This window comes from Plantactinospora sp. CNZ321 (genome assembly GCF_004217235.1).
Genome location: NZ_SHKQ01000001.1, coordinates 4,629,108 through 4,653,044 on the forward strand (window position 1 = coordinate 4,629,108; position 23,937 = coordinate 4,653,044).

Here is a 23,937-nt window from a genome sequence, read left to right on the forward strand (position 1 = left end):
AGGGTGGTGTGGCCGATCGTCCAGGTGTGACAAGGCCGGCCGTTCAGCGGAGAATCCGCCGCAGGTAGCTCAGCCCGTCCTGGGCGAGCCGATCCTGGGACGGGGCGAGCGGGCGCCAGATCGAGGCGGCGGTGGCGATGGTCTCGTTCTCGGCGGTGAACGACTCGATACAGACCGCGCCCCGGTAACCGGTGCTGCGCAACGCGGCGAAGAAGCGGGGCCAGTCGAAGTGGTCCGCACCGGGTGCACCCCGGTTGGTGCCGCTGACCTGGACATGCTTGATGTGCGGCCCGGCCAGGACGATCGCGGAGTACGGGTCGGCCTCCTCGATGTTCATGTGGTATGTGTCGATCATGATGCCGACGTTCGGCGGCAGGCCGTCGAGCAGCTCCACCGTCTGCTCGACCGTGTTGGCCACACTCGTCTCGTAGCGGTTGAGCGGCTCCACACCGATGGCGACGCCCCGGGCGCCGGCGTGGTCGGCGACCGGCGCCAGCGCCCGCCGGAACTCCGCGTAACAGGCCGCGCGGGCCGCAGGCGTCATCCGCCAGGTCCGGCCCACCGCGGCATAGACCGGGCCTCCGACGCACGGTGCGCCCAGGACCGCCGCGCTGTCCACACAGCCCTTCAGGTACGCCACGGTCGCCGTGACGACGTCCGGCGCGGCGTCCACGAGGTCACGCCCGGGTGGGGTGACCGCGCAGACGCCGGCCGCGGCCAGGCCGTGTGCCGCCAGCAGGTCCCGGGTGCGGACCGGGTCCCAGTCGCCGGGTTGCTCGACCGGCAACTCGACCGCATCGAAGCCGAAGGCGGCGATCCGTGGAATCAGCTCGGCCAGGGCCTCGTCGTCGACCGGCGAGGCCCACACCCAGGGATTGACCCCGATGGCGTGCACAGGGTCCCTACTTCCAGCGCTCTGGATAGCCGGGCAGGTCGGTGCAGCCGCACATGGCGTAGTGCAGCGGCGGCATGCCCGGGTCGAGGTAGCTGTCCAGGTTCTCCCGGGTGATTGTCGGCTGGGGCAGCTTCCAGGGGTTGGCGACCTGCTGGCCGTCGAGGATCCGCAGCGCGGCGATGATCGGCGTACGCCACTGGTAGGTCGGGTAGGTCGGTGCGATCGCGGTGAGGTTCTCGTCCTTCCAGATCTTCAGGAAGTCGAGTTGGTCCTCGCCGTTGATCGGCGGCACCGGCTTGCCCGCGTCCTGGAACGCCTCGACCGCCGCCACCGCGACCGCACCGGCGTCCATCCAGACGCCGTCGATCGTGCCGTACCGCTGGAGGTAGTCGTCGACGATCTTCTTGGTCTTGGCCGGGTCGCCGTCGGTGAACTCGACCCCGACGACGTCGACCTTCGCCTTGTCGAAGACGACCTTCGCGGCGGACCAGCGGGTCTCCAGCACGTCGACACCGGGCAGGATCCGCAGGGCGAGCAGCTTGCCGCCGGGCTTCATCCGCTGGCTGACGAACTCGGCCCCGACGTGCCCGAACCCGTACCCACCGATGGGGTTGATGAACGTCACCGGACACTTCGTGTTCACGCCGCGGTCGAACACGACGACCGGCAGGCCGGCAGCGCAGGCAGCCTCGACCGCCGGGGTGAGCGTCGCGGTGGTGTTCGGCGAGACGATGAGCGCGTCGCAGCCCTTGCCGAGCAGGTCGTTGATGTCCGCGATCTGCTTCTGGTCCTTGCCCTCGGCATCGACGTGGACGAACTCCTTGATCCGGCTCCCCTGCGCCTCGACCTCGGCCTGCATGGTCTTGAACCCGACCTGCCGCCACGGGTTGTTCAGCGCCGCGTTGGAGAAGCAGATCTTGTACGGGCCGGCCTTCCTGAACTTCGCGGTCTCCACCATCGTCGGGTTGAGCGCCTGCTCCCACGGCTTGTCGGCCGGACCGGTCGGGGTGGCGGCGAGCAGCGCAAGCTCGTTGTCGTAGTCGGCCTGCACGAAGAACTTCGACTGCTCCCCGGTGCCGGCTCCCGCGGCCCCGGTGGAGGTGCCGGACGGGGTCGCCGCCGGCTCGTCGGTGGCGCAGCCGACTAGCGACAGCAGGGTGACCGCGGCCAGGGCCGCCATGTGACGTCTCACGGTGAATCCCCTTATCTGGACGAGAAACGCAGAGCGGAGACCGCCACGGCGCACAGGATGATCGCGCCCTGGACGGTCGATCTGAGGGCGCCGGAGACGCCGTAGAAGTTCATGAGGGCGAAGAGCAGTTCGAGGGTCAACGCGCCGAGCATCGCGCCGACGACCGAACCGCGACCGCCACCCAACGCGACGCCGCCGAGCACGACCGCGGTGATCGCCCCGAACTCCAGACCCGCGCCGGCCTGGAACGAGACGCCGCTGTAGCCGCCGAGCAGGATCGCCGCGACCGCCGCCGCGAGTCCGCTGAGGATGAACGCGCCGGTCCGGATACGCCAGACCCGTACCCCGGTCAGCTCGGCCGTGCGCGGGTTGTCGCCGACGGCGACCAGCGTGCGACCGAAGTCGGAACGCATCAGGAGCACGGCCAGCACCGCGAGGACCAGCAGGACCACCAGGGCGTACGGGAAACGGCCGAGCACCGGCACGTCCTCGAACGCGCGCCGGCCGAACCGGCGGAACTCCTCGGAGAGCCCGCCCTTGGGGGCGCCGTCGGACCAGAGGTACACCGCGCCGACGAGGATCAGGAACATGCCGAGGGTGGTGATGAACGAGGGCACCCGCAGCCGGGTCGTGACCAGGCCGTTGACCAGCCCGACGAGCGCCCCTCCAGCGAGCAGCACCAGGACCACCGGCCAGGTTCGGGACGGATCACTGTCGATCAGCCGGGCGGCGACGACGACCTCGGCGGTGACCAGGGAGCCGACGGAGAGGTCGAACTCGCCGGAGACGATCACGAAGTACTGGCCGGCGGCGAGCAGGATGACCGGCGCCGAGCGGCCGAGGAACGACATCAGCGACGGCGGGGCGAGGAAGTCGGGCTGCCGGACGGCGACGAGCACCAGCAGCACCGCGAGGATCACGAGGATCGGCAGGACGCCACCGGCACGGATCCGCGGGATGCGCAGCGGCAGCGGCGGGCGTCGAACGGTCTGCATGGCTAGGAGTCCGCCTTCCGCAGCGCCCGGCGGGCATAGACGGCGACCGCGGCGATGATGACGGCGCCCCGGATCACCTGCTTGAAGAAGGCGTCCACCTCGAGCTGGTTGAAGATGGCGTCGATGCTGGCGAGCAGCAGCACTCCGCCGAGGGTGCCGACGACACCGCCGCGCCCGCCGGCCAGGGCGGTGCCGCCGATCACCACCGCGGCGATCGACTCCAGGTCGTAGAGACCCTCGGTGCCGACCCGGGGCGCACCGGAACCGAGCCGGCTCGCGAGGTAGATGCCGGCGATGCCGGCGCAGAGCGCGCAGAGCACGTGCGCGGTGACCAGGACCCGGTCGGTGCGGACGCCGGAGAGCCGGGCGACCTCCGGGTCACCCCCGACCGCGACCAGATGGTGACCGAACCGGGTCCGCGAGAGGACGAACCAGGCCGCCCCGGTCACCGCGACCAGCAGCAGGAAGGACAGCGGTACCGGACCGACGCGCTGATATCCGAGGGTCTGTACCAGCGAGGGAGCGGTGGTGCCGGCGGGCCCGTCGTAGCCGTTGTCGAGGTATCCCTTGAGCAGCAGCCCGACGCCGAGGGTCGCGATGAACGCGTTGATCCGTAGTCTGGTGACGAGCAGCCCGTTGAGCAGCCCGACGCCGGCGCTGACGGTGAGCGCCAGCCCGACCGCCGGCAGCAACGCGCCGTCGCGGCCGTCCATCGTCTCGGCCGCGACGAGGGTACTTAGGCTGATCACGTACGCCACGGACAGGTCGAGCGAGCCGCCGAGGATGACCAGGGTCTGCCCCACGGCGACCAGCCCGAGCCCGGCCGCGACGTGCAACAGGCTCACCGTGGTCGACTGGTTGAACAGCTGGCCGCCGTCGATCGCCACGACCAGCCAGCCGATCGCCAGGACGAGGGTCAGGGCCACGAACACGCCCGGTACCGGCCGTCGGGCCGACACGAGGGAAAGCCCACTCACTGGTCTACCTCTGTTCGCGACTGCGGGGCTCGCAAACCCGGCTCACTCCTCGCACTCACTGGTCTACCTCTGTTCGCGACTGCGGGGCTCGCAAACCCGGGGTCCCGACGGCCAGGGCGACGACGTCCTCCTCGGTCGTGCCAGCCGGCAGTTCGCCCGCGACGCGGCCGTCGCGCATCACGACGATCCGGTCGCTCATTCCCAGCAGCTCCGGCAGATCGGACGAGATCATCAGAACCGCAGCCCCGTCGCGGGCGAGGCGGCGGACGAGATCGTGGATGGCCGCCTTCGCCCCCACGTCGATGCCCCGGGTCGGCTCGTCGAAGAGCAGGATCCGCGGGTTGACCGCGAGCCACCGGGCCAGCACGACCTTCTGCTGGTTGCCGCCGGAGAGGAAGCGGATCTCCTGGTCGTCGTCGACGGCCCGGACGTCCACCGCGGCGAGCAACTCGCGGACCCGCACGGTACGGGCGGCGCGTCCGGATCGGGCGGCGAAGACGGCCCGGCTGGCGAGCAGCGCGTTGTCCAGTACGGACTGCCGGGCGACGATGCCTTCGCCCTTGCGGTCCTCGGTGACGTAGGCGACGCCGGCCCGCATCGCGGCGCGCGGCGAGCGCAGCCGGACCGGTGTGCCGTCGATCGTGACCTCGCCGGTCGTGAACGGGGTCGCCCCGAAGAGCGCACGGGCCAGGGTCGACCGCCCGGCACCCTGGAGGCCGCCGATGCCGAGCACCTCACCCGCGCGCAGTTCCAGGTCCACACCGCGCAGCTTCCGGTTGCCCCCGTTTCGGACGCTGAGCCGGACCGGGCCGCGATCATCGGGGCCGGCCCGGTCCGGGTAGTAACTGGACAGTTCCCGGCCGACCATGTGCCGCACCAGCTCGTCGGCGGTGGTGTCCGCGGTCTGCACGGTGGTCACCCGCCGGCCGTCCTTGAGGACCGTGATCCGACCGGACAGGTCGAAGACCTCGGCAAGCCGGTGCGAGACGTACAGCATGCCGATGCCCCGCTCCTGGAGTCGGCGTACCAGGCCGTACAGCAACTCGACCTCGTGGTCTGCCAGCGCCGCGGTGGGCTCGTCCATGATGAGCAGCCGCGCGTCGAGGGCGAGCGCCTTGGCGATCTCGACGACCTGTTGCTGCGCGACACCAAGACGTCCCACCCGGGCGTCGGGTGGCAGGGCGGTCTCCCCGATCGAGGCGAGCAGTCGGCCGGTGCGGCCGAGCATCTCCCGGCGGTCGACGAGCCCACGGCGTACCGGTTCGTGGCCCAGGTACACGTTCTCCGCTACGGTGCGCTCCGGCAGCAGGTTGAACTCCTGATGGATGATGCCGATGCCGGCCCGCTGCGCGTCGCGCGGGCTGCGGAACCCGCGCGGTTCACCGGCGAACTCGACGGTGCCCTCGTCCGGGACGTACCCGCCCGAGACGATCTTCATGAGGGTCGACTTCCCGGCGCCGTTCTCACCGACGACGGCGTGTACCTCGCCCGGCCCGACGTCGAGGTCGACGCGGTCGAGGACGCGTACCCCGAGGAAGGACTTGCCGATGCCGCGCAGAGCGAGCAGCGGTGCCGTCCGTGGATCTGACATCCAGAGGCCCTCACAGATAGTAGTCGCCGGCAAAGTTCCTTCACCCCGCACCGGGTCGTTCCGTTCGCACAGCGACGAACTTTTGGGCGGGATGCGGAGGCTTACGTTCCTGCGTCGCAAACATTCGCTTGACATGAGCAAAACATCACACGTATGAAGATAGATGTTTGGATGCGGCTCCGCAATCCTCGACCTGAGGCGACCGCCGGGCCCGCCACTCGATCGGCAGCGACGCCGGGCCGAGGGGCCAGACATGGCCGCCCCCACCTCGGAGCGACGCGAGACACCCACGCTGGGATCGATGGTCCTTGATGCAGAGCTCATCCCGACACCTTGCAGACCACGGGACGGGGGACGCACCCGTACGTCACGGTGTGTGACGTCCTGTGGGGCTGACTGCCGTTGCGGCGGACGGCACGACGCGACCAGCACACCCGTGCCCCCACGCGTGCCCAGGCACAACCTGGCACGCCGCCGGGCCCGTGACCGCAATCTCGTTGCCCGCCCGAACTAGGAGACGGCATGCGTCGCAAAACATTGATCATCGGAGTGCTCGCCGGCCTGTTACTGTCGCTCGCGCTCATCCCTCCGGCCTCGGCGGCTCCCGCCTTCCGCGCCCTGCTCTTCACCAAGACCACCGGCTACCGGCACGACTCGATCCCCGCCGGGATATCGATGTTCCAGCAACAGGCGGCCGCGAACAACTTCGAACTGGTGCACAGCGAGGACGCGAACGTCTTCACCCCGGCCAACCTCGCGACCTTCGACGTCCTCATCATGTTCCAGACCTCGGGCATGGTGTGGACCTCGGCCGCCCAGCGCCAGGCGGTGGAGGGGTTCCTCGCCGGCGGCAAGGGCATCGTCGCCGTGCACAACGCCACGGACATGGGGATCGAGGGCGAGTACCCCTGGTGGGACCAGACCGTGAACGCCGGTGCCCACATGCCGGAGCACTCCCCCGGCGTGCTGCCCGGCACCGCCATCGTCGCCGACCGGAAGCATCCCTCGACGGCCGCCCTCCCGGAGCGTTGGAACCGCAGCGAGGAGTGGTACAACTTCGACAAGAACCCGCGCGGCGATGTCCACGTCCTGGTGACCGCCGACGAACGCACCTACAACCCGGGCTCCCGGGCGATGGGTCCGGACCATCCGATCTCGTGGTGCCGCAACGTCAGCGGCGGCCGGATCTGGGCCACCGCGATGGGGCACGCCGCCGAGTCCTACAGTGAGACCAACTTCCGCAACCACGTTCTCGGCGGCGTCAAGTGGGCCGCCGGCAACGAGCCCGGCGACTGCGGCGGCACCGTCTGGGGCAACTTCGAGAAGCGCGCCCTCGACGACAACACCATCGACCCGATGGCACTCGCGGTGGCACCCGACGGCCGGGTGCTCTACGTCCAGCGGGGCGGGCAACTGAAGATTTTCAAGCCGTCCACCAACACCACCGTCACCGCCGGCACGCTCAGCGTCTACACCGGCGGCGAGGATGGCCTCACCGGGATGGCGCTCGACCCGAACTTCGCCAGCAACGGTCACGTGTACCTCTACCACTCGCCGGCGAGCAGTACGACCGACGTCAACCGGGTCTCCCGTTACACGCTCACCGGCGACACGCTGAACCTCTCCAGCGAGGTCCGGATCATCGACATCCCCGCCTACCGCGACCGTACGTTCCCGGAGCCAGGGCACACCGGCGGGTACATCGAGTTCGGCCCGGACGGGAACCTCTACATCGGCACCGGCGACGACACGCCGCCGAACCTCGACCCCAACTGGCAGGGCTACGCCCCGCTCGACTGGCGGCCCGGCAAGGCCAACCTCGACGCGGCCCGCACCGCCGGCAACACCAACGACCTGCGGGGAAAGCTGCTACGCATCCGGCCCTCGGCCAGCGGCGGCTACACCATTCCGACGGGCAACCTCTATCCGCAGGGGACGGCGCAGACCCGGCCGGAGATCTACGCGATGGGCTTCCGCAACCCGTTCCGGTTCTCGATCGACCCGGCCAACGGCTGGGTATACCTGGCCGACTACGGGCCCGACCGGAACCCGCCGACCACCAACCGCGGCCCGGAAGGGCTCGTCGAACTCAACGTGATCAAGTCTCCCGGCAACTACGGGTGGCCGTTCTGCCACGGCGACAACCAGCCCTACGCCCCGTACAACCCGGACACCGGTGCGGTCGGCGCGAAGTTCAACTGCGCCGCGCCGGTGAACAACTCGCCCAACAACACCGGCCTGACCAACCTGCGGCCGGTCGTCGCGCCCCAGATCTGGTACGGCTACGGCACCTCGCCGACCTTCCCGGAGCTCGGCTCCGGCGGATCCGCGCCGATGGGTGGGCCGGTCTACCGGTACGACCCGGCAAACCCGTCCCCGACGAAGTTCCCGCCCTACTACGACGGGGTGCACTTCTTCTACGAGTGGTCGCGCAACTACCTCAAGGAGGTCCACTTCGACTCGGCCACGGCGGTCACCCGCACCAACCCGTTCCTGCCCGCCGGCAACTTCAACAAGCCGATGGACCTGGAGTTCGGCCGGGACGGCTCGCTCTACCTGCTCGAGTGGGGCACCAACTTCGGCGGCGGCAACAACGACTCCGGGCTCTACCGGATCGACTACATCCAGGGCGGACGGTCACCGATCGCCAAAGCCACCGGTACGCCCACCAGCGGCAACGCGCCGCTGACCGTCCAGTTCAGCAGCGCCGGTACGACCGACCCGGATCCCGGTGACACCCTCAGCTACCAGTGGACCTTCGGCGACGGCACCACCTCGACGGCGACCAGTCCGTCACACGTCTACACCAGCAACGGCAACTACACGGCGCAGTTGAAGGTCACCGACAGCAGCGGCAAGACCGGCTTCGCCAACGTCCAGATCACCGTCGGCAACACCGCCCCGGTGGTCACCATCAGCACCCCGTCCAACGGCGGCATGCTCACCTTCGGCGACAAGGTGTCCTACACGGTCAACGTCTCCGATCCCGGAGGCGCCCCGATCGACTGCGCCAAGGTGTTCGTCAAACCCGCCCTCGGGCACGACGACCACCACCACGAGACCACGGACTACCCGGGCTGCTCGGGCACCATCTCCACCGACCTGCTCGGTGGACACCCCGACGGCGCCAACCTGTACTACGTACTCAACGCCCACTACACCGACGACGGTGGCGCCGGCGGCGCGGCCCCGCTCACCGGCTACGGGCAGGCGATCCTCCAGCCCAAGCACAAGCAGGCCGAGTACCACAGCAGCCAGTCCGGCACCCGGATCATCGACCAGGCCGGCGCGGAGAGCGGCAAACGCATCGGGGACATCTCCAACAACGACTGGATCGCGTTCACCCCGATGAGCCTGTCGGGCATCACGAACGTCAGCTACCGCCTGTCGTCGCCATCCGGCGGCGGCTCGATCGAACTGCGCGCCGACTCGCCGACCGGCACACTGCTGGCCACCACCTCGGTGCCCAGCACCGGCGGCTGGGACAACTACCAGTCCACGCCGCCGGTGAACGTGGCCGCACTCGGCGGAACCCACCCGCTCTACATGGTGTTCAAGGGCACCGCGAACAACTGGTTCGACCTCGACTCGCACACCTTCGGCGGCAGCGGGGTCGGCCTGCCCAACACCGACGGCGTAGCGGGCCGGACCTGGACGCTCACCGCGCAGCACAGCGGCAAAATGATGGACGTCAGCGGCGTCTCCACCGCCGACGGTGCCCAGATCCACCAGTGGACGGCCACCGGCGGCAACAACCAGAAGTGGCAGGCCGTGGACGCCGGGGCCGGCGCGGTCTACCTGAAGGCGGTGCACAGCGGCAAGTGCGCCGAGGTGACCGGCGGCTCCACCGCTGCGGGAGCCTTCCTCCAGCAGGCCACCTGCAACAACGGCAACCAGCAGAAGTTCACGGTCACCCCGACCGGGACCTCCGGGGTGTACACGGTGAAGAGCGTGTCCAGCGGGCTCTGTGTGGACGTCAACGGCGCCGCCACCGACGACGGGGCCCGGTTGTTGCAGTGGAACTGCCATGGCAGCACCAACCAGCAGTGGCGGTTCACCCTGGCGTGACCCGACCGCTGTCGCGCTAGTCAGTGGCGTCCCGGTCGGAACCGGCATTCAGCAGAACGGAGCCGGTTCCGACCGGGGGTCGGCGTCGACCAGGGCGGGCCGGTCGGGCCCGGTCTGCCTACCCGGACGGCGGCGCGGCGAGCAGGCCGGCCGCCACCAGCGCGTCCCAGACCTCGTCCGGCACGGCGGCCTCCGACCGCCGCACGGCGTCGGTCACCTGCGATCCGTCGCGCACGCCGACCACCGTCGAGACCACGGCCGGGTGCCGGCGGACGAAGGCGAGCGCCGCCTGCGGCAGTGTGACGCCGTACGTCCCGCAGAGCGCGGCGATCCGCCGCGCTCGCTCGACCAGCTCCGGCGGGGCCTGCCGGTAGTCGTAGCGCGCCTCGTCCGGTGGCCGGTCGCGGGACAGCAGCCCCGAGTTGTACACGCCGGCGATCACCACGCCCACCCGTCGGTTCGCGGCGACGGGCAGCAGGTCATCGGCCGCACCCTGCTCCAGCAGGGTGTACCGTCCCGCGCACATCACCACGTCGACGTCGGTCTCCCGGACGAACCGAGCCAACATCGCCGACTGGTTCATGCCGGCCCCGATGGCGCGTACGACGCCCTGGTCCCGCAGCTCGACCAGGGCCGGTATCGCCTCGGTCGCGGCCTGCTCCCAGTGGTCGTCGGGGTCGTGGAGGTAGACGACGTCGAACCGGTCCAGACCGGTGCGCTCGAGACTCGCCTCGATCGAGCGGCGGACACCGTCACGGCTGAAGTCCCACACCCGTCGGTGGCTGGCGGGGACGTCGAACCCCTCCGGGTCACGCCGGTACGCGTCCTCCGGCGTCGGTACGAGCAGGCGGCCCACCTTCGTCGACACCACGTACTCGTCGCGCGGCCGGTGCCGCAGTGCGGCGCCGAGCCGTCGCTCGGACAGCCCGAGTCCGTAGTGCGGCGCGGTGTCGTAGTACCGGACGCCCGCGTCCCACGCCGTGTCGACCGCGGAGGCGAACTCCTCGTTCGTGATCGCCCGGTACAGGTTGCCGGCCTGGGATGCGCCGAGAGCCAACTCGGTCAGCCGTACCGCCGGGCGGCGCGGCAGCGCGAGGGTCCTCACCATGCCCCCAACCGGTAGACCCGCCGTGCCGTCTGCGCCCAGATCAGCGCGCGCTCGGCCGCGCCGAGGTCACCCAGCGACTCGGACAGGGCCTCGATCCACCCCCGGTACGAGGTGGCGAGCAGGCACACCGGCCAGTCCGAGCCGAACATCAGCCGATCCGGCCCGAACGCGTCGAGTGCGGTGTCGACGGCGGGTCGGAGGTCCTCCGGTGTCCAGTGTGACCGTCGTACCTCGGTGGCCAGGCCGGAGAGCTTCGCCGTCGTGTTCGGCGAGGCCGCCAGTGCCCGCAGGTCCCGGGACCAGTCGGTCGGCTCCGCACCGCCCAGCGCGGGCTTGCCGAGGTGATCGAGGACGAACCGCACCTCGGGCAGGTCGGATGCCAATCGGGCGGCCATGGGTAGCTGGTGTCGGCGGACCAGCAGATCGAAGACCAGGCCGGCGGCGCCCACCGCCGCGATCCCGCGGCGGACGTCCGGACGGTCCAGGTACGCCGGATCGGTCTCGTCCTGGACGAGGTGGCGGATCCCGACGAGCCGGTCTCCGCCCCGTACCGCCCGCAGCCGGTCGATGCGGTCGGCGACGTCGTCGGCCGTCAGCTCCACCCAGCCGACGACCCCACGGACGAGGGTGTCGTCGACCGCGATGCTCAGCAGCTCCACCGTCTCCGCCTCCGAGGCGATGGACTGCACCACAACGGTCCCGGTGACGCCGGCGCTCTCGGCCAGCGGGGCGAGGTCGACGGTTTCGAAGTCGGCGTCGATGGCCGCCATGGACACCGGGTCGATCCAGGGCTGCGGATGCCGTGCCCGGACCCAGAGATGGTGGTGCGCGTCGACGATGCCGGGGCGTCCCGGCGCCTGCTCCGCGGTCATCGGCCCAGCCATCCGCCGTCGACGGGCAGCACGATCCCGTTGACGTAGTCCGACGCCGCCGACGCCAGGAACACCGTGGCGCCACCGAGATCCTCCGCCTGGCCCCAGCGGCCCGCCGGGATCCGGGCGAGAATCGCTCGGTCACGATCGGGGTCGTCCCGCAGTGCCCGGGTGTTGTCGGTGGCGATGTAACCGGGCGCGATGGCGTTGACGTTAACCCCCCGGGCCGCCCACTCGTTCGCCAGTGCCTTGGTCAGCCCGGCCACGCCCGACTTCGACGCGGCGTAGCCGGGGACGGTGATGCCGCCCTGGAAGCTCAGCAGCGACGCGGTGAAGATGATCTTTCCTCGACCGCGTTCGACCATCGTCCGGCCGATTTCCCGGCTCAGCACGAACTGGCTGCTCAGGTTCACCTCGATGACGTGGTCCCACATCTCGTCCGGGTGATCGGCGGCCGGGGTACGGGCGATCGTGCCGCCGTTGTTCACCAGGATGTCGATCGATCCGAGCGCGGTCAGGTCCCGAGCCAACCGGTGCACGGCCGCCCGGTCGGCAAGATCGGCCCGCAGCGCCGTGAATCGACGGCCGGCCGCCCGTACCCGGCGTTCCACCTCGCTCCCCTCCGGTTCCAGTTGGGCGGAGACACCGACGACGTCGGCGCCGGCCACGGCCAGGGCCTCGGCCATGGCCAGGCCGATGCCGCGCCGGGCGCCGGTCACCACGGCGGTCCGCCCGGACAGGTCGAACAATCCGGTCACCGGTCGTCCTCCCGCCAGTCGAGCAGCACCTTCAGCACGCCACCGCCGCTCTCCAGCGCCGTGAACGCGGCGGTCACCGCCTCGACGGGCTCGACCCGGGAGATGAGCCGTTCCGCCGGGATCGCGCCGGAGGCGACCAGGCGGATCGCCTCCGCCATGTCGTCCCGCTGGTAGAGCCGGGCGCCGAGCAGCTCCAGCTCGCGCCAGAAGAACCGGTGCAGGTTGACCTCCCGGGGCCGGGGATGGATCGCCACCATCACCAGCCGGCCCCGGGTGGTCAGCACGTCCACCGCGGTGGCGACGCCGGCCGCGGAGCCGGAGACCTCGAAGGCGATGTCGGCGCCCGCGCCGTCGGTGCGGTCGTCCACCAGTGCCAGGACGTCGGTCGCGTTCGGGTCGACGGCCTCGATACCCATCCCGGTCGCGGCGGCGCGCCGGAACGGGTCCGGCTCCACGAGCAGGACCCGCGCGCCGCGGCCCTTCGCAACCACGGCGATCAGGACCCCGACCGGCCCGCCGCCGACCACCACCACCTGGTCGTCGGCGGTGACGTTCCCCCGACGGACGTCGTGTACCGCGACCGCGACCGGTTCGACGAGCGCCGCGTGGTCGAGCGGCAGTTCCTCGGGGAGCGGCAGGACCAGGTCCGCAGGGACGTTCCAGGCGGACTGCATGGCGCCCGGCGAGTCGATGCCGAGGAAGTCCATGGCGTGGCAGATGTGGGAGTTTCCGTTCCGGCAGGCGGCGCACCGCCCGCACGACCGGGTCGGAATCACGGTGACGGGCTGGCCGACCGACCAGCCGGTGGTCTCCGCGCCGACGGCCGCGATCCGCCCGGACATCTCGTGTCCGATGATCGCCGAGGGGCCGACCCGGGCGTCCATGTCCCCGTGGTAGATGTGCAGGTCGGTGCCGCAGATCCCGGTGTAGGCCACCGCGATCCGCAACTGGCCTCGACCCGGCGGCTCCGGGTCACGTTCCTCGATTCCGAGGTCCCGTGCCCCCCGGTAGACCACTGCCTTCATCGATCCTCCGTCTCGGCCGTCGGTACGTCGGTCGTCCCGACCGGACATGGTCGTGGCCCGGGCAGCCGGCAGCGCGGCGGCCGCGGTGGTCCGTCTGGACGGTACGGCGAGGGAGGCACGCGAGGATCCTTTCGGTAGCAGACGCGGGCTGGGGTCAGTGCCGTGCGGTGGGCGAGACGTCGTTGTGGGAGTGCAGCGGCGCTCCGGGAAGCCGCCGTGCGGGGGCGATGCCGTCGAGCCCGGCCAGCAGTCGCCGCCCGGCCCGCTCCGGCCGGACGTGCGGACCCTCGGACGGCTGCGCCTCCGGACGCCGGGTGATCGCCCTGATCTGGTCCTCGTCGACCCGGACGCCCAGGCCGGGCGAGTCACCGAGCACGAAGGCACCGTCCTCGACGTGCAGGTCGATGGAGACCCCGACCGGTGGAACCAGGTCCTGCAACTCGCTGGTCAGGTGGTTCGGCACCGAGGTGGCGGCGTGCAGCAGCCCGACCGGGCTGTTGCCGATCGGGCTCACCGGCAGGTCGTGCGCGTGCGCCAGGGCGGACGCCCGCAGGAAGTGGGTGACTCCCCAGACGGCGGCCATCTGCACGATGTCGACCGCCCCGGCGGCGATCAGGGGACGGTACTGCTCAAGCCCGGTGAGGTTCTCCCCGGTGGCGACCGACGCGCGCACCCCCCGGCTGACGGCGGCGAGACCCTCGGCGTCCCAGCGCCGGACGGGTTCCTCGATCCAGATCAGGTCGAGGGTGCGTTCGAGTTCGTAGACGTGCCGGACGGCCTGCTTGCGGGTCCACGCCTCGTTGACGTCGAGCATCAGACCCGGCCGCCGTCCGTGCCCGGCCTCGGTCAGCAACTCCCCGACCAGGCGGAGGCGGTGCCGGTCGCGCTCGATGTCGAGGCCGCCCTTGAGCTTGGCGGCGCGCAGGCCGTACCGGGCGTAGACCTCGTAGGTCGCGAGGAGTTCCTCGTCGGTCAGCCCGATGTCCAGGCCGGACGCGTAGGCGGGGACCCGCCGGTCACGTCCGCCCAGCAGTCGCCACAGTGGCTCGCCGGCCGCCTGCGCCTTGATGTCCCAGAGGGCGGTGTCGAGTGCGCCGATGGTGCCGAAGACCGGGCCCGCGTGACCCGCCTTGAAGGTGTGCCGCAGCATGCGGTCGTAGAGGGTCGTCACCGCACGGGGATCTTCGCCGTCGATGGCCGCGAAGATCCGTTCGATCTCCACGTGCGGCCCGAGGCCGACCCCCGAGATGCCTTCGTCGGTCTCGACGATGACGATCGACACCGGGACCACTCCGTCGGAGAAGACGCCGTTGGCGTCGCCGACGGACCGCCCCCATTCCTGGATTGTACTGAGTGTCCGATATCCGGTGATCCGCATGTCAGCCTTTCGTGGAACCAGCCGCGACGCCCTCGGCGATCTGGCGCTGGAGGAACAGGTACACCACCAGGACGGGCACCGCGGCGATCAGGACGCCGGAGGCGAAGGTGGGGATGTCGTCGGAGTACTGCCCGCGCAGCGAGGTGACGCCCACCATCAGGGTCCGGTGGTCGGCCGAGGGCATCATCACCAGCGCCATGAGGACGTCGTTCCAGCAGAACAGGGCGTTGAGGATGCCGACCGACAGCAGCGCCGGAGTGCCCAGGGGCAGCATGATCCGGCGGTACACGCCGTACACGCTGTTGCCGTCGATCCTGGCCGCGTCGACGATCTCCGGCGGGATGGTCTTGTAGTAGCTGGTCATCAGGAAGACGGTGAAGGGCAGGAACTGGGCCACGTAGACGAGGACCAGTCCGGGGTAGGTGTCGATGAGGCCGCTGTCTGCCATGATCCGGGCGAGCGGCACCATGATCACCTGGAAGGGCACGAACAGTCCCGCGAGACAGGCCAGGAACAGCGCCGTCGAACCGCGAAACCGCAGCTGGCTCAGGGCGAACCCGGCCATCGACCCGAGCAGCAGCAGCAGGACCACCGACGACGTCACCACGATCAAAGAGTTGACGAAGTACCGGCCCATGCCGACGCTGGTCCACGCCGTGCTGATGTTCTCCCAGCGCAGGGCGTCGGTCAGGGAGAACCGGTCGAGGATGTAGTCACGCCGGGTCTTCATCGCGACGTTGGCGGTGAACAGCACGGGATAGACGGTCGCGATCGCGAGCAGCGCCATCGGGATGGCGACCAGCCACCGGCCCAGACGGATACGACGCATCAGTCCTCCCTTCCCGCCCGCTTGAGCAGCTTGATCTGGAGCAGCCCGACCATGATCATGATCACGAAGAGGACCGTCGACGCGGCCGACGCGAGGGCCGGCCGGTTCATCTGTCCCTGCTGGATCCAGATGTAGTACTCCGGCAGGTAGGTCGACCCCTCCGGACCGCCGCTGGTCATGACGTAGAGCAGGCCGAACATGGAGGTCAGCATGCCGATCATCGTGGTCACGAAGACGAACTGGATGGTGCGGGACAGACCCGGGATGATCACGTGCCAGATGACCTGGGGTAGCGACGCCCCGTCCACCCGGGCCGCGTCCATGAGCGCGGCGTCCAGGGTGGCGAACCCGGCGAGGAACACCACCAGGGCCATTCCGAAGGTCGCCCAGACGTGCACGCCGACCACCACGAACATCGCGACGTCCGGGTTCCCGAGCCAGTCCACCGGCCCGACCCCGACCGCCCGGAGAACGGTGTTGAGCGGACCGTCGAAGGCGAGCAGGAGGTTGAAGATCGCGCCGACGATGACCGGGGAGAGCACCGCGGGGAAGAAGTAGACGCCGCGGTAGAGCCGGTGACCGGGCACCCGCAGGTAGATGAACGTCGCGAGCAGTCCGGGAATCGCCACCGCCAGCGGAAGCAGCAGCACCAGCAGTCCCACGTTGCCCAGCGCGGTCCGGAACAGCGGATCCTGGAACAGCTCCAGGTAGTTGTCGAGACCGACCGCCACCCCGTTGCGCTCACCGTCGCCGGTGAAGGAGAAGTTCACCCCGAGCAGCAGCGGATAGAGCCGCATCACCACGATGATCAGAACGGCCGGGGCCACCAGGACAAAGGGGGCGAGGCGCTCGGACCGCAGGCCAGCGGAGCGCCGGGAACGTGCGCCGCCGCGATGAAGGGCCGGCCGGGGCGCCGCCCCGTCGGTCCGTCCGGCCTGGGCCGGACGGACCGACGACGGTACATTTCCGATCGGCACGGATTCAGCCCGCCTGGTCGGAAGCGGCCAACTGCTTCACCACCTCGTCGACGGTGATCGAACCACCGAGCAGCTGCTGGGAGAGCCGCCCCATCAGGTCCAGGGTCTTCGAGGAGAGCGCCACGTGCAGGGCGGGCTTGCCGCCCTTGATCTCGGAGACGATCGTGGCGACGGCCGGGCCGCCCTGCGACACGTCGATCGTGGTGTCCGCGGCGATCGCGCCGGCCTCGGCGTAGAAGGCCCGCAACGCGTCGGTCGAGGTCAGTGCCCGCACCAGGTCGGCGGCCACCTTCGGGTCCTTCGTCCACTTGGCGACCCCGTAGCCGATCCCGCCGTCGTAGGGCAGGCTCGGGGTGGTCCCGGCGGTGACGACCGGGGCGTCCATGACGCCGAGCTTGTCGGTCGTCAGGAACTCGCTGAAGTCCTTCCAGTGCCCCACGTCCGACATCAGCCCGATGACGTGGGCGGCCTTACCGGACTGGAAGAGCGCGAACGAGTCGTTGAACATCGCGGTCGAGTTCGCGCCCTCGTTGTTCAGGCCCGCGTCGCCGGCCTCCTTCCAGAGCTCGAAGACCCGTTTGACGTTGGGCGAGGTCCAGTCGCGCTTCCCGGCGATCCAGTCGTCGTACTCCTGCGCGGTGAGGATGCCCGACCCCAGGCCCGAGAGCCAGAACTGGATGCCGACACCCTCCTTGTTGCCGAGGGCGAAGCACTTGGCGCCGGCCTTGGCGATGGCGGCGCAGTCGGCGAGGAACTTGCTCCAGGTCGTCGCCGGGCTGGCCGGGTCGAGCCCGGCCTTCTCGTAGAGCGCCTTGTTGTAGTAGATGGGGTGGCCCTGCAGCGTCACCGGGCTGGCGTAGATCTTGCCTTCCTTGGTGAAGGCGTCCCAGCCGGCCAGCCGCTGCTTGTCCTCGGTCACGTACTCGTCCAGCGGCACGAGCGCGTCCACTCGGTCACGGATCTGGCCGCCCCCGTTGAACAGGATCACGTCCGGGCCCTTGCCGGACTGGATCGCCGCACCGAGCAGCGTGTAGTACTGGTCGAAGGGCTGCGCGACGAACTCGACCGTCACGTCCGGATGCTTCTTCGCGAAGTCCGCCTTCGCCTTCTCGATGTAGGGTGCGGCGGAAGGCTCACCAGACTTCCAGTCCCACACCACCAGCTTGCCCTCCGACCCGCCCTGCGACGAGTTCGACCCTGTGGCACTTCCACAACCGGCCAGCGCCAGTCCCACAACGAGGACGGCCGGCCATATTGCTCGGTGTTTCATCGTTGTCAACCTTTGAACGAGGGGTGGCCGGCGAACCGACCGTCGGGCGTCATCACGCGGAAACGTAACTCGTATGATGTCTACTCGTCAACGGTCGGCCGTACACTGACCACGGACACCGGGCTACCAGCGCGGTGAGCCACCGGGAGGGGACATGACGCGATCGCAGGAGACCGTTTTGAATGCTGTAGTGCCCCCGGCCTGGACGCGGCGACCCGCCAACCTCGCCCGGGCCGTCACCGCCGAGCTGGTGGAGCGCATCGTCCGCGGGACGCACCCGTCCGGGACGTCGCTCCCGCCCGAGCCGGTGCTCTGCGAGACCTTCTCCGTGAGCCGGACCGTCGTCCGGGAGGCGGTGAAGATTCTTCAGGAGAAGGGGCTGGTACAGGTCCGCCAGGGCGCCGGCACCATGGTCACCCCGCGGTCGTCCTGGGACATGCTCGACGAACTCGTCCTCGGGGCCACCATCGCCGAGGACGACAGTCTCGCCATCCTCGACGACCTCGTCGTCACCCGCCGGGTGCTCGAGTCCGACATGGCGAACGTCGCCGCCCGGCTGGCGGACCAGGAAACCATCGAGCGGTTACGCGATCAGGTGAAGCGGATGGATGAGCTCGTCGACGACCACGCCACCTATCACGAGCACGACCGCGCCTTCCACGACACGATCATGCAGGCCTCCGGCAACCGTATCGCCCGGGGTGTGGTACGCGCGTTGGAGAGTCAGGTCGTCAACACCGCCCGGTACATGGGCCGGACCCAACGCTCGCTGTGCGTGGCGTCCAACCGCGGGCACCGGCGCATCTACGAACGCATCGCCGCGCACGATCCGGACGGTGCGGCCGAGGCGATGTTCACCCACATCACCGAGGCATGGCTCGTCCGCCGCAGCGGAACGGGCAGCCCCAGCCGTCTTCAGCGCTGAACCGTCGCCGGACCCGGCGGGCTCCCGGTCGCGCGGCGGGTGCCAGCACCCCTGCGCGCCACGAGCCCGCCCGTCACGCCTTCCGTCCCTTCTGCGGAGATCTGCCGGCTTCTGAGGAGAAACCGCGCCCCTTCTCAGGAGAACTGCGCGAAGAACCGCCAGATCTCACCCTTTGTCCACGTCGTGATGCCGCTCTCGGCGTAGGTCCCCTCCACCGGACCGGGCATGTGACCGTTGTCGAACGCGGCCCACTGCACGGGGTAACCGGACCGGCAGCCCGAGTAGGCGGTGGTGATGTGCGTCCGGCTGCCGGCCGCCGGCTCCGGTGGGTTCTGGGCGGTGCAGCCGTTGTTCCGGACGAAGGTGTCCCGCAGCGACCGCCCCTGCGAGATGTTCAGGACGTTGTCCGAGATGCCGTGCAGCCCGAAGTACGCGATCGGCTGGGTACCGCCGCTACAGCCGCTGATCTGCGCTCCGGCGATGACCGCGACGGCCCGGAACACGTTCGCCCGAGCGCAGGCGAGGGCGTAGCTCATGCCGCCACCCCAGCTGAAGCCGAGCGCGAAGCGCTGCCTCGGGTTGACGCAGAGGTCGCTCTCGATCCGCCGGACCATGTCGTCGACGAAGGTCACGTCCTCACCGCCGGCATTGCCCCAGCCGTTGCCCAGCCCCTGCGGCGCGACCAGGATCGCGGTGTTGTTCGACTGCTCCTGTTGGCCGTAGTAGGACCACGCGGACCCACTGGTGCCGCCCGAGGAGATGTCCTGCATGGTGCCGCCGCGCCAGTGGAACGCGAAGATCAACCGGTAGGGGTTGCTGTTGTTGTAGTTGGCCGGCATCCGCAGGATGAAGGATCGACTCTTGCCGTTGCTCTGGATCGTGTACGTGCCGCTCGACAGCGTCGGGGCCCTGCCGCAGCCGGTACCACCCGGTGGCGGATCGCCGCCGTCGACCCGAGCGAGCTGCCACTGCTGGTTCGTGCCGTTCCAGTCGGAGTACTGCACGATGTTCCCACCGTCGGCCGTGGACGCGCCCTGCACCTCGACGACCTTGCCGCTGTGCCGGCTGATCAGCCGGACGTACCCTGCGTCGGAGTCGGCCAGCCGGAACTGCTGGTTCGCCGCATTGAGGTCGGTCCACTGCACGATCGCACCGCCGTCGGCGGTCGACAGGTTGTACACGTCGAGGACCTTGCCGGAGTGCCGGGACTTCAGCCGGTAGTAGCCACCTCCCGAATCCACGAACTGCCACTGCTGGTTCGCGCCGCCGTTTCGCGTCCACTGGGTGATCCGCGCACCGTCGTTGGTGGCCAGGCCGTACAGGTCCAGCACCTTGCCGCTGTTCCGATTCACCAGGACGTACCAGGCGTTCGTGTCCACCGTCGCCGCCGACGCGGGCGCGGGGTTCACCGCGACGAGCGTGCCGACCGCGACGGCCGCCGCCGCCGCGACGGCCAGTCCTGACCGCCAGCCATGTCTGGGTGGAGAGGCGGGACGAGCCTCACCGGTGGCCTTCATGATCAGCTCCTTCTGTCGGGATCGCACGCGAGCAGCACGGACGCGTGCGCCCAGGGATGGTGCCGGCGTCCGGTGGTGGGCGTCGGCATGTGAGGTCTTCCGCAACAGACCCGCGGCCACCGCCCCGGACGACCGGCCCCGCCATGAGCCGACGATGCGGCGAGTCCGTGCGAATCGCGGCGGTGCATCGTCAGGGCTCCCGGCAGCCACCTGACACCGCGACCGAAAAGTTAGCGCTCACATCGTCATACGTCAAACGACTCATGTCAATGCCGAACCCCGCAGCTCGGCCTTCTTCCCGGGCGAGGGGCGAGCAGGTGGGTCAGCCGCGGCGGTGCCGCCTGGGTGCCCAGGGCGGCAGAGGTCAGGGACTACATGGCCAGCCTGTCGAGCGGAACTAAAGCCACGACTCAGGAATCACCGCGGGGCCAGGCGACCGGCCCAGCCAGCGGAACACCCGCCCCTCGCCCCGGCCGCTGACGCCCGGGTCAGGCCACCCGAAACCGCCGCGCCTGCTCGGCGCGGAACTCCAGCCCGTTGCCCGGCCGCTCGGTCTGGACGGGCACCGCGCCGCCGGTGGCCGGATGGGTGCCGTCGAAGAGCATCGTCTCGATGCGAACGTGGTCGTGGAACCACTCCAGGTGTCGCAGGTTCGGCGTGGTGGCGGCGACCGGCAGGTGCTGATGCGGGGCACAGTGCCCGGACACCTGGATCCCGGCGGCGTCGGCCACCGCGGCGGCCCGGAGGAACTCACTGATGCCACCGCAGCGGGTGACGTCGATCTGGAGGCAGTCGACGTACGGAGCCATGCGCTGGAAGTAGACGAGGTCGTAGCCGTACTCCCCCGCCGTCACGTCGGCGGTGACCCGGTCCCGCACCAGACCGAGGCCGGGCAGGTCGTCGGAGCTGACCGGTTCCTCGTACCAGCGCACGTCCAGGTCCGCGGCGGCGCTGGCGACCCGGATCGCCTGCTTGCGCTGGTAGCCGCCGTTGGCGTCGACGAACAACTCGGTGCCGTCGCCGATCGTGTGGCGGGCGGCCGTCATCCGGGCCAGGTCACGCTCCACCGCGGTGCCGTCCGCCTCGCCGATCTTGATCTTCACCCGGGGGATGCCCTGTTCGTGCACCCAGCTGGCGAGCTGTCGGTGCTGGCGCTGGGCGTCATAGGTGGTGAAGCCGCCGCTGCCGTAGACAGGCACGTCCCGGCGGGCGGTGCCGAGCAGTCGGGCGAGCGGCAGGGCATGCCGGCGGGCCTTCAGGTCCCACAGCGCGCAGTCGGCGGCCGACAGGGCGAGCCCGGCGACGCCGGGGCGGCCGGCGTTGCGCAGCCGGCGCCGCATGCGGGTCCAGGCCGCCGGCACGTCGTCCGGATCGAGATCGGCGAGGACCGGGGCGAGCAGGTCCGCCACCACGCCGACCGTGGCGACCGGACCGTAGGTCCAGCCGATCCCGGTGTGCCCGTCGGCCCGCGCCCGGACCAGTACCAGTGTGGTGGCGGTCCAGCCGAGGGTGCCGTCGCCCTCGGGGGCGTCGGTGGGAATCCGGTACGCCTCGGCGGTGAGGCCGATCCCGGTCATCGCCCCGACCGGCGTACCAGCGCGGTCGCCGAGGCCGGTCCGGCGGCCGTTACCAGGCCGGCCGCCGCCCCGCGGGTGACCGGGTCGGGCAGCACCTCGGTCATGCGCGAAGCTTGTTGATCTTGTCGCGGGCAACGGTGGCGACGGTGGCGACCTTGTGCGGTTGGCCGCGCAGGAACGCCTCGGTGAAGTGTTTCGCCTGCTCATATCTGATCTTGCCGGGCATCGGCGGCTCGTTCGGGTTGACGTCGCAGTCGACAAGCGCCGGGCCGGGGTGCTCGAGCGCCTCTCGGATGGCACCCGGCAGCGCCTTCGGGTCGGTCACCTTGACCCCGAACGCGCCACAGCCACGGGCCCAGGTGGAGAAGTCCGCCTCCGGCTGGCGGTGCCGCACCGCGTACTCGGGGTAGCCGAGGATGATCTGCTCCCACAGGATCTGCCCGTACGAGTTGTTGTTGTTGATCACCACCTTGATCGGCAGCTCGTGCCGGACCGCGGTGAGGAACTCGGCCATCAACATGGCGAAACCGCCGTCACCGACGTACGCGATCACCTGCCGGCCGGGATAGGCGTGCTGCATCGCGACGGCGTACGGCAGGCCGGGAGCCATGGTGGCCAGGTTGCCCGAGAGGTAGAACTCGCGGTCGCCGCGGATCGTCCAGTGCCGCGCCGACCAGGTGGCGATGGTCCCGGAGTCACAGGTGAGGATCGCGTCGTCGGCGGCCGCCTCGTCGATGCAGCCGATCAGGTACTGCGGTGCGATCGGCGACCGCTCCGGGTTCACCAGGCTGGCCATCTGCGACCGCCAGTCGCTCATCTTGCGCTGGTACTTCTCCAGGAACGAGCGGTCCGGGCCGTGGCCGAGCATCGGCAACAGGTCCCGCAGCGCCAGCCGGGCGTCCGCGCAGACCGGGGCGTCGGCCGGCAGCCGCATCCCGATGAGGCTGGGGTCGACGTCGATCTGCACCACCTTCGCCTGCCCCGGAGCGGGCAGATACTTACCGTACGGGAAGGAGGTGCCCACCATCAGCAGCGTGTCGCACTCCTCCATCAGCTCCTCGCTGGGAGCGGTACCGAGCAGGCCGAGCCCGCCCGTGGTCAGCGGGTGGTCGTCCGGCACCACCAGCTTGCCCGGCAGCGTCTTGACGATGGGGCTGGCCAGGGCCTCGGCCACCGCCAGCACCTCCTCGCGGGCGGCGCGGGCGCCGACGCCGACGAGCATGGCCACCTTGCGGCCGGCCCTGAGCACCTCGGCCGCCCTCGCCAGCTCATCCGGATCCGCCGCCAGCCGCGGGTACGACACCACGGCTGCGCTCATCGGCGGCTTGCCCGGGCTGACGTGCCGGTAGGGGTCCTCGGCGGCCGGTGCCACCTGCACGTCGTTGGGGAAGGTCAGGTGCGCCACGGTCCGCTTGCTCAGCGCGTCGCGGATCGCCAGGTCCACCACCGCCGGCATCTGCTGCGGGTTGGTGACCATCAGGTTGTACGCGGCCACGTCCTGGTACAGCTGGGTGGTCTGCACCTCCTGCTGGTAGTGCGCGCCCAGCACCGAGGTCTCCTGCATGCCGGTGATCGCCAGCACCGGCACGTGATCGAGCTTCGCGTCGTAGAGCCCGTTGAGCAGGTGGATCGCCCCCGGCCCGGAGGTGGCCGCGCACACCCCGAGCCGCCCGGTGGCCTTGGCGTAGCCGGTGGCCATGAAGGCCGCCGCCTCCTCGTGGTGCACCAGCACGAACCGCAACCTCTCCCGCTGCCGGCGGAATCCCTCCATCAGACCGTTGATGCCGTCGCCGGGCAGCCCGAACACGGTGTCGACCCCCCACGCCACCAGGCGTCGGGCCAGGCTCTCGCCCACGATCTCCTGCACGTCGTCCTCCTCGTCCGGGTTCGCCCCCTCTTCCGCTCCCGCCGCCACGCGGCGTTCGCCTGCCGTCGGACACGGCGGACCAGGGCGGACGGAGCGGGGGCTACCCGGCCTTCTCG

The 23,937-nt window shown here is 70.2% G+C and carries 18 protein-coding genes; 2 read left to right on the top strand and 16 right to left on the bottom strand.

Annotated elements, in window-relative coordinates; all coding sequences use genetic code 11:
* Positions 1 to 43 precede the first annotated feature (43 nt).
* From EV371_RS20185 to EV371_RS20205, 5 genes are read right to left on the bottom strand one after another with little or no spacing between them, the layout of a single operon-like run.
* Positions 44 to 895, bottom strand: a complete 852-nt coding sequence (locus EV371_RS20185) for a sugar phosphate isomerase/epimerase family protein (RefSeq protein WP_130463428.1) — start codon at positions 893 to 895, stop codon at positions 44 to 46.
* A gap of 7 nt (positions 896 to 902) precedes the next feature.
* On the bottom strand, positions 903 to 2,087 hold the full coding sequence (locus tag EV371_RS20190; RefSeq protein WP_486484713.1) for a substrate-binding domain-containing protein: 1,185 nt from the start codon (positions 2,085 to 2,087) through the stop codon (positions 903 to 905).
* Positions 2,088 to 2,098: 11 nt separating this feature from the next.
* On the bottom strand, positions 2,099 to 3,082 hold the full coding sequence (locus tag EV371_RS20195; RefSeq protein ID WP_130463429.1) for an ABC transporter permease: 984 nt from the start codon (positions 3,080 to 3,082) through the stop codon (positions 2,099 to 2,101).
* A 2-nt stretch (positions 3,083 to 3,084) separates the two neighbouring features.
* Positions 3,085 to 4,059 carry an ABC transporter permease gene (locus EV371_RS20200; protein WP_130463430.1) on the bottom strand — a complete coding sequence of 325 codons (975 nt, stop codon included), beginning with the start codon at positions 4,057 to 4,059 and terminating at the stop codon, positions 3,085 to 3,087.
* A 55-nt stretch (positions 4,060 to 4,114) separates the two neighbouring features.
* A complete protein-coding gene (locus EV371_RS20205; protein ID WP_130463431.1) occupies positions 4,115 to 5,650 on the bottom strand; it encodes an ATP-binding cassette domain-containing protein in 1,536 nt (511 codons plus the stop codon).
* 522 nt (positions 5,651 to 6,172) lie between these two features.
* Here EV371_RS20205 and EV371_RS20210 point away from each other — a divergent pair.
* A complete protein-coding gene (locus EV371_RS20210; protein ID WP_130463432.1) occupies positions 6,173 to 9,718 on the top strand; it encodes a ThuA domain-containing protein in 3,546 nt (1,181 codons plus the stop codon).
* Positions 9,719 to 9,836: 118 nt separating this feature from the next.
* On the opposite strand, the gene EV371_RS20215 is transcribed toward EV371_RS20210, so the two are convergent.
* The 8 genes from EV371_RS20215 to EV371_RS20250 form a co-directional block, all read right to left on the bottom strand.
* Complete coding sequence (locus EV371_RS20215) at positions 9,837 to 10,826, bottom strand: aldo/keto reductase (RefSeq protein WP_130463433.1); 990 nt, start codon at positions 10,824 to 10,826, stop codon at positions 9,837 to 9,839.
* Positions 10,820 to 11,698 carry an amidohydrolase family protein gene (locus EV371_RS20220; protein WP_130463434.1) on the bottom strand — a complete coding sequence of 293 codons (879 nt, stop codon included), beginning with the start codon at positions 11,696 to 11,698 and terminating at the stop codon, positions 10,820 to 10,822. The genes EV371_RS20215 and EV371_RS20220 overlap by 7 nt, the downstream gene beginning before the upstream one ends.
* A complete protein-coding gene (locus tag EV371_RS20225; RefSeq protein WP_130463435.1) occupies positions 11,695 to 12,456 on the bottom strand; it encodes an SDR family oxidoreductase in 762 nt (253 codons plus the stop codon). Before EV371_RS20225 ends, EV371_RS20220 begins: the two co-directional genes overlap by 4 nt.
* A complete protein-coding gene (locus EV371_RS20230; RefSeq protein WP_130463436.1) occupies positions 12,453 to 13,481 on the bottom strand; it encodes an alcohol dehydrogenase catalytic domain-containing protein in 1,029 nt (342 codons plus the stop codon). The genes EV371_RS20225 and EV371_RS20230 overlap by 4 nt, the downstream gene beginning before the upstream one ends.
* A 154-nt stretch (positions 13,482 to 13,635) precedes the next feature.
* The gene (locus EV371_RS20235; protein ID WP_486484714.1) at positions 13,636 to 14,763 is read right to left on the bottom strand and encodes a mandelate racemase/muconate lactonizing enzyme family protein; all 1,128 of its coding nucleotides are present in this window, start codon (positions 14,761 to 14,763) and stop codon (positions 13,636 to 13,638) included.
* A 97-nt stretch (positions 14,764 to 14,860) separates the two neighbouring features.
* Complete coding sequence (locus tag EV371_RS20240) at positions 14,861 to 15,688, bottom strand: ABC transporter permease subunit (protein ID WP_130463438.1); 828 nt, start codon at positions 15,686 to 15,688, stop codon at positions 14,861 to 14,863.
* Positions 15,688 to 16,515 carry a carbohydrate ABC transporter permease gene (locus tag EV371_RS20245; protein WP_486484715.1) on the bottom strand — a complete coding sequence of 276 codons (828 nt, stop codon included), beginning with the start codon at positions 16,513 to 16,515 and terminating at the stop codon, positions 15,688 to 15,690. Before EV371_RS20245 ends, EV371_RS20240 begins: the two co-directional genes overlap by 1 nt.
* A gap of 154 nt (positions 16,516 to 16,669) precedes the next feature.
* Positions 16,670 to 17,935: an extracellular solute-binding protein gene (locus EV371_RS20250; protein WP_130463439.1), complete on the bottom strand. Its 1,266-nt coding sequence runs from the start codon at positions 17,933 to 17,935 to the stop codon at positions 16,670 to 16,672.
* A 178-nt stretch (positions 17,936 to 18,113) separates the two neighbouring features.
* Between EV371_RS20250 and EV371_RS20255 the strand changes: the two genes are divergently transcribed.
* A complete protein-coding gene (locus EV371_RS20255) occupies positions 18,114 to 18,860 on the top strand; it encodes a FadR/GntR family transcriptional regulator (protein WP_349340716.1) in 747 nt (248 codons plus the stop codon).
* 134 nt (positions 18,861 to 18,994) lie between these two features.
* Here the strand turns inward: EV371_RS20255 and EV371_RS20260 are convergent, their stop codons facing one another.
* The 3 genes from EV371_RS20260 to EV371_RS20270 all read right to left on the bottom strand — a co-directional run bounded on the left by EV371_RS20260 (position 18,995) and on the right by EV371_RS20270 (position 23,869).
* The gene (locus EV371_RS20260; RefSeq protein ID WP_130463441.1) at positions 18,995 to 20,377 is read right to left on the bottom strand and encodes an RICIN domain-containing protein; all 1,383 of its coding nucleotides are present in this window, start codon (positions 20,375 to 20,377) and stop codon (positions 18,995 to 18,997) included.
* Positions 20,378 to 20,865: 488 nt separating this feature from the next.
* Positions 20,866 to 21,954, bottom strand: a complete 1,089-nt coding sequence (locus EV371_RS20265) for an enolase C-terminal domain-like protein (RefSeq protein ID WP_130463442.1) — start codon at positions 21,952 to 21,954, stop codon at positions 20,866 to 20,868.
* A 100-nt stretch (positions 21,955 to 22,054) separates the two neighbouring features.
* A complete protein-coding gene (locus EV371_RS20270; RefSeq protein WP_486484716.1) occupies positions 22,055 to 23,869 on the bottom strand; it encodes a thiamine pyrophosphate-dependent enzyme in 1,815 nt (604 codons plus the stop codon).
* Between the last annotated feature and the right edge of the window lie 68 nt (positions 23,870 to 23,937).